Annotated in this window: 8 protein-coding genes; 3 read left to right on the top strand and 5 right to left on the bottom strand. The window is 71.7% G+C overall.

Annotated elements, in window-relative coordinates:
- Positions 1-2: 2 nt before the first annotated feature.
- The 5 genes from OHA89_RS26340 to OHA89_RS26320 all read right to left on the bottom strand — a co-directional run bounded on the left by OHA89_RS26340 (position 3) and on the right by OHA89_RS26320 (position 6,690).
- Positions 3-821 carry an endo alpha-1,4 polygalactosaminidase gene (locus OHA89_RS26340; RefSeq protein ID WP_266610100.1) on the bottom strand — a complete coding sequence of 273 codons (819 nt, stop codon included), beginning with the start codon at positions 819-821 and terminating at the stop codon, positions 3-5.
- Positions 818-1,468, bottom strand: coding sequence for a spherulation-specific family 4 protein (locus OHA89_RS26335; RefSeq protein ID WP_257559466.1), 651 nt, complete (start codon positions 1,466-1,468; stop codon positions 818-820). The genes OHA89_RS26340 and OHA89_RS26335 overlap by 4 nt, the downstream gene beginning before the upstream one ends.
- A 55-nt stretch (positions 1,469-1,523) precedes the next feature.
- The gene (locus tag OHA89_RS26330; protein WP_266610098.1) at positions 1,524-3,056 is read right to left on the bottom strand and encodes a hypothetical protein; all 1,533 of its coding nucleotides are present in this window, start codon (positions 3,054-3,056) and stop codon (positions 1,524-1,526) included.
- Positions 3,053-4,567, bottom strand: coding sequence for a GT4 family glycosyltransferase PelF (gene pelF, locus OHA89_RS26325; protein ID WP_266610096.1), 1,515 nt, complete (start codon positions 4,565-4,567; stop codon positions 3,053-3,055). The genes OHA89_RS26330 and pelF overlap by 4 nt, the downstream gene beginning before the upstream one ends.
- Positions 4,568-4,662: 95 nt before the next feature.
- On the bottom strand, positions 4,663-6,690 hold the full coding sequence (locus OHA89_RS26320; RefSeq protein WP_406367271.1) for a hypothetical protein: 2,028 nt from the start codon (positions 6,688-6,690) through the stop codon (positions 4,663-4,665).
- A 345-nt stretch (positions 6,691-7,035) separates the two neighbouring features.
- Between OHA89_RS26320 and OHA89_RS26315 the strand changes: the two genes are divergently transcribed.
- The 3 genes from OHA89_RS26315 to sucB all read left to right on the top strand — a co-directional run bounded on the left by OHA89_RS26315 (position 7,036) and on the right by sucB (position 12,101).
- Positions 7,036-8,577 (top strand): leucyl aminopeptidase, encoded by a 1,542-nt coding sequence (locus OHA89_RS26315; protein ID WP_266610092.1) that lies wholly within the window; start codon positions 7,036-7,038, stop codon positions 8,575-8,577.
- A gap of 300 nt (positions 8,578-8,877) precedes the next feature.
- The gene (gene lpdA, locus OHA89_RS26310; RefSeq protein WP_266610090.1) at positions 8,878-10,266 is read left to right on the top strand and encodes a dihydrolipoyl dehydrogenase; all 1,389 of its coding nucleotides are present in this window, start codon (positions 8,878-8,880) and stop codon (positions 10,264-10,266) included.
- Between the two features lie 53 nt (positions 10,267-10,319).
- Positions 10,320-12,101: a 2-oxoglutarate dehydrogenase, E2 component, dihydrolipoamide succinyltransferase gene (sucB, locus tag OHA89_RS26305; protein WP_406367270.1), complete on the top strand. Its 1,782-nt coding sequence runs from the start codon at positions 10,320-10,322 to the stop codon at positions 12,099-12,101.
- The last annotated feature ends 117 nt before the right edge of the window (positions 12,102-12,218 follow it).

The raw sequence follows: 12,218 nt of genomic DNA, 5'->3' as shown, positions 1-12,218 counted from the left end.
GGTCAGCAGGGGCGGCGCCAGGCGTCGAGGTCGTAGCGCTTCTGCAGGGAGCTCAGCTTCAGCTCGCGCGCGCGTTCGCAGAAGCGGCCCGCCGGCAGTTCGTACTCCACGTGGAAGACGGCCTTGCCCGCTTCGATGAAGGGGGTCAGCTTCTCGCACTCCCGGTACTGGACGCACTGCTCGTTGACCGCGAAGTCGAACTCGCCGACCAGCTGCGGGATCTGGTCGAGGTCGTTCTTCAGACCGACCGCCAGGCCCCGGTCGTGGGCCAGCTTCGCGATCAGCCGGTTGTAGCTCAGCTGGTCCTCGGCGGTGAGCGGGAAGCCGGAGGTGTTGCGGTAGCCGTCCATGTTGTCGGGCTCCACCGCGTCGAAGCCCTTGTCCCGGCACATGTCGAACCGTTTGGCGATCAGCGGTTCCAGCTCGGTCAGCTGCCGGATGTCCAGCCAGCGCTCGCCCTCCCAGCCGTTGCCCTGGCCGATCGTCGCCTTCGGGAAGGCGTCCGCGTCGGGCCGGAAGTCCTCCCAGGCGCCGGTGGAGATGTAGCAGATGGTCTTGCGGCCGGCCTTCTTCAGTGCGGCGACCTGCTCCTTGGTGGTGGTGAACCCGTCCACGTCGTACACGGGCGCCTTCACCGACGTGTCGAGCTTCCCGGTGAGCTGCCACTGCCAGCCGACGCCGGGCGGGGGCCGCCAGCGCTCCCCCGGCGCCTGGCCGGGCCACGGGTACGGCTCGTCCTCGCCGTCGTCCCCCGGCTCCGCGGTGGTGCAGGCGGTGAGCAGCAGCAGCGCCGCGACCAGCACGGTGGCGAAACGCTTCATCCGGCTGCCTCCAGGGCGTACGGGAGGGTCCCCCACGGGTGTGCGCCGGTCCCGGGGACCGCGCAGTGCACCCCCGCCCGCCGCTCCTGGGCGAGTTCGGCGGCGGGGGCGCCCGGCGGGACGGCGTACACGAGGTGGCAGAACCGCTGGGCGGGGTGGTCGGCGGTCCAGGGCGGCGCGGTGGCCGCGTCCCGGTAGGCGTCCCAGGGGCCCTCGAAGGTGACGAGCAGATCGGCGAGTCCGGCGTACCCGGGGTGCGGGTGGACGCCGTGGTTCAGGACGAGGGTACGGGCGCCCGAGGCCCGGGCGGCGACGGCGAGCCGCCCGTAGTGGGGCAGCAGTTCCGGATCGGCGGAGGCCTGGTCCAGGAAGGCGCCGTCGGTGGCGTACCAGTCGCGGTGGCGCAGCAGGTCCTGGACGACGTCCGCGTGCGGGCGCCGCCCGTAGTCGGTGTCGACGTAGCCGAGGACGGGCACCCCGGCCGCCCGCAGCCGCCCGGCGACGGCGGCGAACCGTTCGTCGGGGGCCCGGCCCGGCCCGCTGTCGGGGTTGAGCACGACGGAGTGCAGCCGCCCGGCGGAGCGGATCAGCAGCTCCCACTCCTCGGGCCGGTCGGCGGGGTGCTCGTAGAGCGGCACCAGCAGCATGGGGTCCTTCTCGTACGGGGTCACGGGGATCGGCGGTGACTCGGCGGTCGGGGCATCAGCGGTGCGCCGTCGCACGCCCCAGCAGCAGGCAGACCAGCGCGGCCAGCACCGCGGCGGCCGCGCCCGCCACCGCCAGCTGGACCAGCCGGGGCTGCCCCAGTCCGGTCAGCAGGGCCAGGCTCTGGGCGACGGCGGCCGAGGCGCAGACCACGGCCGCCGGCCGGACCGCGCCGAAGGACTGGAGCAGCAGTCCGGTCCACATGACGGCGCCGAGCAGGAGCAGGGTCAGGGCGCGGGCCGCGGTGAGGGCCGGGGCCCCGGGCCAGAGCAGGGTTCCGGCCAGCCCCAGGGCGAGCAGCACCACCAGGTAGACGGCGAGGCACCGGGCCAGCGTGCTGAGCATCCGCCGCCGGAAGGACCGGGGCGAGCGGGCCGCCCGGAGCCCGGCGAGGCTGCCGCTGCGGAACCGGTGCAGCAGCCATTCGGCGGGACCCATGCTGAGGGTGAGCGCCACCGCCGACGGGGCGGCGACCGCCTCGGCGGGACCCCCGGCGAGCACCTCTCCGAGGGCGGCGTACAGCACGAGCAGGCCGGTGCCGAGGCCGAAGACCCCGTACGGGACGGAGTCCCCCAGCCGGGGGCCGCGCGGCCCGTACTCCTCCTCCGCGCCGCGCAGCATCCGCCAGCGCACCGGGCCGGTTCCGGGCCGGCGTACCCACCAGCCCCGGACCCGGGCGGCGGCGGCCCGGGCGCCCTCGGCCAGCGGGAGTTCCCGTACGGCCAGGGTGCAGGCGGTCAGCAGGGACGCCCCGAGCAGGGTCATCCGTACCGGCACGGGCAGGTCCACGAAGAGCGCGAGCACGGCCCCGGCGGCCATCGGGCCGAGGGCGGCGAGCAGCACCCGCTCCCGGCCGAGGACGAGCAGGACGGTGGCGGCCCCGACGTAAAGGGACTGTCCGGCGGCGAAGGCGTACGAGAAGGGCGGCCCGCCGGGCACGGCCAGCGCGGCGGCGGTGCCCAGCAGGGACCCGGCGGGGGCGCCGGCGAGCAGGGTCCGCCCGGCGGCGGCCCGGTCGCCGAGCCCGAGCCAGGAGTAGGCCCGGTGGGAGAGGGTCTGGTCCCAGACCCACCCTATGAGCGCTCCGGCGAGCAGGGTCAGGGTTCCGGCGGGCAGGCCGAGCCGGTCGGGCGGGCCGTCGAGCAGGGGCGCGCCGAGGACGTAGGCGAGCCCGGGCAGGGCGAAGATCACCCCGCGCAGGAGGCAGGCGGTGAGGGAGACCTTCCAGGGGTCGGGGGTGTCCGCGGGCTCCGGGAAGGAGCGCGGCACCCGGGTGTAGAGCTCCTCGGCGAGTGCGAAGGAGTCGTGGCGGCCGTAGGTGAGCCGGATGTACTCGTCCGTCATGCCGTCGGATTCGAGGACGGCGGCGATCTCGTCGGGGTGGACGGCGGCGGCGATGAACGGGTGGAGGCGCTCGGCCAGTTCGTCCATCGGGTCGGCGGCCGCCGGCCCTTCCGCGCGCGGCCGGGGGACAGCCAGGAGGGTGTCGGCGGCGGCGCCGGGCGGCTTGAGCCAGAGGGATCCGCTCACCACAGGCTCCCGTCGGCCGCGAGCTCGCGGTACCAGGGGTCGGCGAGCCGCTGGGTCCAGTCGTCGCCTTCGCGGACGGGCAGGACGGGCTGGCCGGCGAGTTCTTTGTAGATGTGCCGGAAGCCGTCCACGGACTGGTGGAGCGTGAACTTCTCCACCACCCGTTTGCGGGCCGCCCGGCCCAGCTCCGCGCGGCGTTCGTCGTCGCGGAGCAGGGCGAGGGTGGCGCGGGCCATGGTCTCGGGCTCGCGCGGCGGGACGACGAGGCCGGTGTCGCCGACGGCCTCGCGGACCCCGCCGACGTCGGTGGAGACGGTGGTGCGGCCGCAGGACATGGCCTCGATGATGCTGAAGGGGAAGCCCTCGCTGATGGAGGAGAGCATCACGATGCTGCCGGCCGCATAGGCCCGGGCGACCTGCTCGATGCGGCCCTCGTACGAGATCCCGTCGGTCACGCCCAGTTCGGCGGCGAGTTTCTCCAGGCGGAGCCGGTAATCCTCGCAGCCGGCCGGAACGGGGCCGAAGAGGCGCAGCCGCAGGGCGGGCAGTTCCTCGCGCATGAAGGCGTAGGCGCGGATGAGGGTTTCGAGGTCCTTGATGGGGTCGATGCGGCCGCACCAGCTGAGGGTGGGCACCTCGGGCTCCGGGCCGGCCTCGGGGAAAGCGTGCGGGTCGACGCCGTTGTAGACGGTGCGGATGCGGTCGGAGGCGGCGCCTCCGCGCTCCTCCCAGCGGCGGTTGTACTGGTTGCACGGGGTGATCAGGTCGGCCTGCCGGTACCCCTCGGTGTTGAGCTCGCGGTAGAAGCCGAGCATGAGGGCTTTGACGGGCCAGCGCTGGGCGGCCGAGCGGTAGCCGAGGTAGCGCTCGCGCAGGTAGATGCCGTGCTCGGTGAGGAGGAAGGGCACCTCGTCGAGGTACTTGGCGGCGAGGGCCGGGAGGGTGGCGAGGCCGCTGCTGACGGCGTGCGCGACGCTGTCGGGCGGGATCCGCACGCAGAGCGGGCGCAGCGCGTGTTCCACCAGGTCGGTGGCGGTGAGCGCGTCGTGGATGGTGGGCTCGGCGGCGGCGGTGGTCAGGCCGGGGCGGGTCCACACGGTCATCAGCAGGCGGAGCACGGACTCGGAGCGCAGGGCCGGGGCGAGCCGGCCGGCGCGGGCCAGGAGGGCCAGTTCGCGCAGGGCCGCGGAGAATCCTCCGTGGCCGGGGTCGAGCAGGGAGAGCAGGAAGGTTTCGTAGACCTCGGTGAAGCGGCGGTGTGCCTTGCCCCGCAGGGCGCTCCGGCGGCCTCGTCCGGGAGGAGCCCCCCAGAGCGGTACGGAGGTGTGCCGGTAGACGTTGCGCGGAAGTTCCCAGGTGACCGGCTCGCGCCCGGAGCCGGTCAGGGCTATGACGTTGAAGTCGACCTCCGGCATGCCGCGGACCAGTTGGTCGCACCAGGTGCTGACGCCCCCGTGGACGTGCGGGTAGGTGCCTTCGGTGAGCATGGTGACATGACGCCCATGGCTCATGCGGTGTGTCCCCCCAGGACGTGAAAGGGGCCGGCGCCCGTAGGTTCGCGGAGCGCCGGCGCTCGTGATACTCGGCTTGCGGTCTGCCCGTACGGTCAGCTGGGCAGCTTGAGCGTGACGACGCTCTGGAGCAGCTCGGGTCCGGTCCAGGTGGAGCGGGTGCCCGCGTAGGCAGTGCCGAAGTCGGCGGTGCCCAGGAGGAGTTGCTTCTTGGTGCCGTTGGGGGCGGTGACCGGGGCGACGACTCCGGAGGGCGCCTTGACGGTGACGGCGGTGCCGATGCGGTAGGCGGTGACCTTGCCCTCGGCGAGGGCCTTGTCCCAGGCGGCGCGGCGGCCGAGCTCTACGCCGGCCTCCTTCATGGTCTGGTTGACGATCGGGGCGCTGGGCGCGTAGAGGCTCCGGTAGGTGTCGAGGACCTGGTTGAGCACCGGGTAGAGGGTGCGGTCCTCGGCGAGGTTGGACTGGTGGACGTAGTGCGGGCGCGGGTCGTTGGCCAGTACGTGGCGCAGCGCGGTCCGGGCCTCCTGGGGGACGATCTGGTCCAGGTAGCCGGTGTTGGCGTCCACCGGGGCCGGCAGACAGGTGGAGGTCGCCGGGTTGTCCTCGCAGATGCCGCTGCCGCCGTGTGCGCGGCTGGTGTAGATCCAGTTGTACTCGTCGGCCATCTCCGCGTTGGTGCCCGTGTTGTAGTACACGTTCATCGGGTGGCGGGGCACGGTCAGGGCGGCGCCGACCGCCCGCTGCACGGGTTCGCGGGAGTTGTCGCTGCCCGCCCACTTCACGCCGTTGTCGGCGAGCGCGCCGGCCAGGTTGGGGTTGTCCTGGGGCTGCTGCGGGTTGGTCTTGAGGCCCGAGTGCTCGCCGGTGACGAGCTCGGTCCGGTCGGTGGTGATGCCCTTGGCGGCGGCCCAGTTGTTGTTGTCGCGGATCTGCGCGGAGATGTCCGCGCGGCTCATGTACTGGACGGCGCCCTGGGCGTTCTTGACGCAGGTCCACGGGGTGGTGGTGGTGTTCTGGACGCAGCCGAGGAAGGGGTGCGTGTAGGTGTGGTTCATCCAGCGGTACTTGGCCCGGTCGGCGACGAGCTGGGCGGTGAGGGCGTCGGTGCCGCCGTTCTCGGTCTTCCACTCCTCACCGGCGCCCGCGTTGAAGAGCATGTCGAGCTTGAAGCTCTTGGACGTCTGCCACTGCGCCGCGTACTGGGCGTCGGCGGCGGTCATCCGGATGGTGCTCTCCTTGCCCTCGCCGCCGGCGCAGGCGTAGTCGCCGGGCGTGCAGTTGAGCTCCTTGTTCCAGCGGGCGTCCGGGGCGAAGACGTCGTCGACGTGGACCGCGAAGTAGTTGCGGCTCTGGCCGAGGTGGACCCCCTGGGTGAGCCAGTCGACGATGCCGCGGGCCAGCAGCCGGAACTGCTGCTGGTACTGGTTGTAGCCGAAGGTGACGACCAGCTCGCTGCGCCCGTCGTGGGCGTACTCGCCGACGAGCGAGGCCCGTCCGGAGCCGACGGGGGCGTCGAGGTAGCTGGTGTAGCCGGTCCGCGGCTTGCCCATGAACCCGAAGCTCTCCGGAACGAGGGCGGAGTTGTCCTCGAAGGCGACTTGACCTCCGAGGTATCCGAAGGGCCCCGCCTTGCCGGCCGCGGTGACCGCGGCCTGGGTGCCGTCGAGCTGGCCGCTGAAGCCGCCGTTGTCGGTGTACTCCAGGCCGACCCCCGGGTGGGCCCAGGTGTAGGCGTCGACCTGACGGATCCCGTACGTCGTCTCGTACGCGGCGAGCGCGGCCATCTCCGCGGAGCCCTCGCCGAAGGGGTTCTCGTTCGGCAGGACGACGCCCTGGTACTTGGCACGGGGACGGCCGTCCACCGTGTCGCTGAGGAAGCCCGCGTCGATGACCGGGCGGCCGCTGCCGCCCAGTTGGACACGGGTGTACGGGACTCCGGTGTCGCGGAGTTCCGCGGTGATCGCCTCGACCGAGCTGCCGCCGTCGTCGACGACCAGCACCTTCAGGTCGATGCGCGGAGCCGTGGCCGCCTGGGCGGTCGCGGCGGGTACTGCCACGGACACCAGGGCTGCCGCGGCCATGGCGGCGGCGACCCTGTTCATCCGGTTCTTGTTGACCATTTCGGCCTTTCCCCCCGCAGGCATCCCTCGACGCGGCCCTAGGCGGTCGGCCGGGCCGGGGAGGCTCTGTGGAAATCATGCAAAGGAACCCCGCGTCCCCTTGCGAGAGTGGACCGAGTCTTTCGGACCTCGTCAGGTCTACGGGGCAAACCTGGAGCAGAGTCCACAGATGGGTGAACCTCCTGGCCCCTTGATCGAACAACTTGCCAAACCTTCGAGTGACGTACGGAAGAGTCCGTGCGCGTAGGCTCATTTCTGGCAGCCGTCGGGCCGGAATACGATCGCCATGGATGGCCGTCCACCCACTCGGCCCACACACACAAACGGAAGCGAGACTTCACCACCGTGACTGCTCTGACTCTCAGCACTGCCGGCGCGGCGACGCTGCGCGCCGACGCCCTCGTCGTCGGTGTCGCCAAGGGCCCCAAGGGTCCGGTCGTCGCCGCGGGCGCCGAGGCCGTGGACAAGGCGTACGACGGTAAGCTCGCCGCCGTGCTCGACGCGGTCGGCGCCTCGGGCACCGAAAGCGAGATCACCAAGCTGCCGGCCCCGGCGGGCCTGAAGGTCCCGGTCGTGCTGGCGGTCGGACTCGGCTCCGTCCCCGAGAAGGACGAGTCGTTCGACGAGGAGGTGCTGCGCCGCGCCGCCGGCGCCGCCGCCCGCGCCCTGCACGGCTTCAAGAAGGCCGCCTTCGCCCTTCCCCTGGACGACGCCTCCGCCGTCACCGCCGTCGCCGAGGGCGCGCTGCTGGGCGCGTACGCCTTCACCGCCTACCAGGGCGGCGAGACGAAGACCGCCAAGAACGCCGACAAGAACGGCGGCCCCAAGCTGCCGCTCGGCGAGATCGCCCTGCTCGGCGCCAAGCCGCGCGACAAGGAGCACAAGGCCGCGGCCGAGCGCGCCACGGTCGTCGCGACCGAGGTCAACATCGCCCGCGACCTCGTCAACACCCCGCCGAACGACCTCACCCCCGAGGCCTTCGCCGCCGTCGCCTCCGCGACCGCGAAGGAGAACGGCATCAAGGTCCAGATCCTGGACGAGAAGGCCCTGATCAAGGGCGGCTACGGCGGCATCATGGGCGTCGGCAAGGGCTCCGACAACCCGCCGCGCCTGGTGAAGCTCTCCTACACCCACCCCAAGGCGGAGAAGACCCTGGCCTTCGTCGGCAAGGGCATCACCTACGACTCGGGCGGCATCTCCCTCAAGCCGGCCGGCCACAACGAGACGATGAAGTGCGACATGGCCGGCGCCGCCGCCGTCTTCGCCGCCGTCGTCTCGGCCGCGAAGCTGGGCCTGCAGGTCAACGTCACCGGCTGGCTCGCGCTCGCCGAGAACATGCCCTCCGGCACCGCCACCAAGCCGGGCGACGTCCTGCGCATGTACAGCGGCAAGACCGTCGAGGTCCTCAACACGGACGCCGAGGGCCGCCTGGTCCTCGGTGACGCGCTGACCCGGGCCTCCGAGGAGAACCCGGACGCGATCGTCGACGTCGCCACCCTGACCGGCGCGATGATGGTGGCCCTGGGCAACCGCACCTTCGCCATCATGTCGAACGACGACGCCTTCCGTACTTCGGTCCACGAGATCGCCGAGGAGGTCGGCGAGTCCTCGTGGCCGATGCCGCTCCCCGCCGAGCTGCGCAAGTCCATCGACTCCCCCACCGCCGACATCGCGAACATGGGCGAGCGCATGGGCGGCGGCCTGGTGGCCGGCATCTTCCTGAAGGAGTTCGTCGGCGAGGGCATCACCTGGGCCCACCTCGACATCGCGGGCCCGGCCTTCCACGAGGGCGCTCCGTACGGCTACACCCCCAAGGGCGGCACCGGCTCCGCCGTGCGCACCCTGGTGCGGCTGGCCGAGCGCACCGCCACCGGCGACCTGGGCTGACGTAGCCCCGTAGCGCCGGATGTGACATGTCTCAAGCCTTGATCGTCCACTCGATCAAGGCTTGAGCCATGTTCACTGACAACGAAATCCGTAGGTTTCTACGCACTGGTAACCCTCACTTCGGGCAGAACGCCCTGCCACATCGTGGGCCCGGCGTCCCGCGTTCCGCCGACAAATGCGAAGATGGGTTCTCGGCAGGACAGGGCCCCCACCACAGGGCCGAAGAACTAGCGGCCGATTACCAGCCGCCGCCCGGTCACAGAGGACCGGTGCCCGGCGCACATGCATGGAGGACGTGACGTGGCGAACGACGCCAGCACCGTTTTCGACCTAGTGATCCTCGGCGGTGGCAGTGGCGGTTACGCCGCGGCGCTGCGCGCATCCCAGCTGGGTCTGGACGTTGCCCTTATCGAGAAGAACAAGCTCGGTGGCACCTGCCTGCACAACGGCTGCATCCCCACGAAGGCTCTGCTGCACGCGGGCGAGATCGCGGACCAGGCTCGTGAAGCCGCCCAGTTCGGTGTCAAGACCTCCTTCGAGGGCATCGACATCGCGGGTGTCCACAAGTACAAGGACGAGGTCATCTCGGGCCTGTACAAGGGCCTGCAGGGCCTGGTCGCCTCTCGCAAGGTGACCTACATCGAGGGTGAGGGCCGCCTCTCCTCGCCGACTTCCGTCGACGTGAACGGCCAGCGCATCCAGGGGCGCCACGTGCTCCTGGCGACCGGCTCCGTGCCGAAGTCGCTGCCGGGCCTGAACATCGACGGCAACCGCATCATCTCCTCGGACCACGCGCTGGTCCTGGACCGCGTGCCCCAGTCCGCGATCGTCCTGGGCGGCGGCGTCATCGGCGTCGAGTTCGCCTCGGCGTGGAAGTCCTTCGGCACCGACGTGACCGTCGTCGAGGGCCTCAAGCACCTCGTCCCGGTCGAGGACGAGAACAGCTCGAAGCTGCTGGAGCGCGCGTTCCGCAAGCGGGGCATCAAGTTCAACCTCGGCACCTTCTTCGACAAGGCCGAGTACACCGAGACCGGCGTCCGCGTGACGCTGGCCGACGGCAAGACCTTCGAGGCCGAGGTGCTGCTGGTCGCCATCGGCCGCGGGCCGGTCTCGCAGGGCCTGGGCTACGAGGAGCAGGGCGTCGCGATGGACCGCGGCTACGTCCTGGTCGACGAGTACATGCAGACCAACGTGCCGACCATCTCGGCCGTCGGTGACCTCGTCCCGACCCTCCAGCTCGCGCACGTCGGCTTCGCCGAGGGCATCCTGGTCGCGGAGCGTCTGGCCGGTCTCAAGACCGTCCCGATCGACTACGACGGTGTCCCGCGCGTCACCTACTGCCACCCCGAGGTCGCGTCCGTCGGCATCACCGAGGCCAAGGCCAAGGAGATCTACGGCGCGGACAAGGTCGTGGCCCTGAAGTACAACCTCGCGGGCAACGGCAAGAGCAAGATCCTCAAGACCGCGGGCGAGATCAAGCTCGTCCAGGTCAAGGACGGTGCCGTGGTCGGCGTCCACATGGTCGGTGACCGGATGGGCGAGCAGGTCGGCGAGGCCCAGCTGATCTACAACTGGGAGGCTCTGCCGGCCGAGGTCGCGCAGCTCATCCACGCGCACCCGACCCAGAACGAAGCGATGGGCGAGGCCCACCTGGCCCTCGCCGGCAAGCCGCTTCACTCCCACGACTAATCGTCACGGGCGCGACGACCACTTCCGCACATTCGTTAGGAGCAACTGAAACCATGTCGGTTTCCGTAACCCTTCCGGCGCTCGGAGAGAGCGTGTCCGAGGGCACTGTCACCCGCTGGCTGAAGGCCGAGGGCGAGCGCGTCGAGGCCGACGAGCCGCTTCTCGAAGTGTCGACCGACAAGGTCGACACCGAGATCCCCTCGCCCGTCTCCGGCATCCTGGCCTCCATCAAGGTCGCCGAGGACGAGACCGTCGAGGTCGGCGCCGAGCTGGCCGTCATCGACGACGGCTCCGGCGCGCCTGCCGCGGCCGCGGCTCCGGCCGCCGAGCCGGTCGCCGCCGCTCCGGCTCCCGTCGCCGAGGCCCCCGCGGCTCCGGCTGCGGCCCCGGTCGCCGAGGCCCCCGCCGCCGCCGCCCCGGCCGCGTCCGGCACCGATGTCGTGCTCCCCGCCCTGGGCGAGTCCGTCACCGAGGGCACCGTCACCCGCTGGCTGAAGCAGGTCGGCGAGTCCGTCGAGGCCGACGAGCCGCTGCTCGAGGTCTCCACGGACAAGGTCGACACCGAGATCCCGGCGCCGGTCTCCGGCACGCTGCTGGAGATCCTGGTCGGCGAGGACGAGACCGCCGAGGTCGGCGCCCGTCTGGCCGTCATCGGCGTCGCCGGTGCGGCTCCCGCCGCCGCCCCGGCCGCTGCCGCCCCGGCTCCGGTCCAGGCTGCCGCTCCGGTCGCCGCCCCGGCTCCGGTCGTGGCCGCTCCGGCTGCTCCGGCCCCGGCTCCGGCCGCCGCTCCGGCCCCCGTTGCCGCTCCGGCTCCGGTTGCCGCTCCGGCTCCGGTTGCCGCCCCGGCCCCGGTGGCCGCTCCGGCTCCGGTCGCCCCCGCCGCTCCCGCCGCCCCGGTTTCGGCCGGTGACGAGGGCGCGTACGTGACCCCGCTGGTGCGCAAGCTCGCCACGGAGTCCGGCGTCAACCTGAACACGGTCACGGGCACCGGCGTCGGTGGCCGTATCCGCAAGCAGGACGTCCTGGCCGCCGCCGAGGCCGCCAAGGCCGCCGCCGCTGCCCCGGCTCCGGCCGCCGCTCCGGCCGCGAAGGCCCCGGCCGCCGCGGTGTCCGAGCTGCGCGGTCAGACCGTCAAGATGACCCGCATGCGCAAGGTCATCGGCGACAACATGATGAAGGCCCTGCACTCGCAGGCGCAGCTCAGCTCCGTGGTCGAGGTGGACATCACCAAGATCATGAAGCTGCGCGAGAAGGCCAAGGGCGCGTTCCTGGCCCGCGAGGGCGTCAAGCTCTCGCCGATGCCGTTCTTCGTCAAGGCCGCTGCCCAGGCGCTGAAGGCCCACGCGGTCGTCAACGCCCGGATCAACGAGGACGAGGGCACCATCACCTACTTCGACTCGGAGAACATCGGCATCGCCGTCGACTCCGAGAAGGGCCTGATGACCCCGGTCATCAAGGGTGCCGGTGACCTCAACCTGGCGGGCATCTCCAAGGCGACCGCCGACCTGGCCGCCAAGGTCCGCGGCAACAAGATCACGCCGGACGAGCTGTCGGGCGCGACCTTCACCATCAGCAACACCGGCTCGCGCGGTGCCCTGTTCGACACGGTCATCGTGCCGCCGAACCAGGTCGCCATCCTGGGCATCGGTGCCACGGTGAAGCGCCCGGTGGTCATCGAGACCGCCGAGGGCACCAACATCGGCATCCGCGACATGACGTACCTGACCCTGTCCTACGACCACCGCCTGGTGGACGGCGCGGACGCGGCCCGGTACCTCTCGGCCGTCAAGGCCATCCTGGAAGCCGGCGAGTTCGAGGTCGAGCTCGGCCTGTAAGGCTCTCGCCGCAGGACGGCAGTCACACGTACGGCGCCCTTGTCCGGAAACCACTCCGGGCAGGGGCGCCGTCGTCTTACCCTGCCGGTCCAGGGACGACCAGCGGGGGCATGCATG

This window comes from Streptomyces sp. NBC_01546, from assembly GCF_045208355.1.
In the GTDB taxonomy this organism is placed as follows: domain Bacteria; phylum Actinomycetota; class Actinomycetes; order Streptomycetales; family Streptomycetaceae; genus Streptomyces.
Note: the sequence above shows the minus strand (reverse complement) of the source record. Positions and strands in the feature narration are given on the sequence as shown.

What these genes read in the sequence shown, in the direction of transcription:
- OHA89_RS26340 (WP_266610100.1), bottom strand. Translation starts at nt 821, where the DNA reads ATGAAGCGTTTCGCCACCGTGCTGGTCGCGGCGCTGCTGCTGCTCACC.
- pelF (WP_266610096.1), bottom strand. Translation starts at nt 4,567, where the DNA reads ATGAGCCATGGGCGTCATGTCACCATGCTCACCGAAGGCACCTACCCG.
- sucB (WP_406367270.1), top strand. Translation starts at nt 10,320, where the DNA reads ATGTCGGTTTCCGTAACCCTTCCGGCGCTCGGAGAGAGCGTGTCCGAG.
- OHA89_RS26335 (WP_257559466.1), bottom strand. Translation starts at nt 1,468, where the DNA reads ATGCTGCTGGTGCCGCTCTACGAGCACCCCGCCGACCGGCCCGAGGAG.
- OHA89_RS26320 (WP_406367271.1), bottom strand. Translation starts at nt 6,690, where the DNA reads ATGGTCAACAAGAACCGGATGAACAGGGTCGCCGCCGCCATGGCCGCG.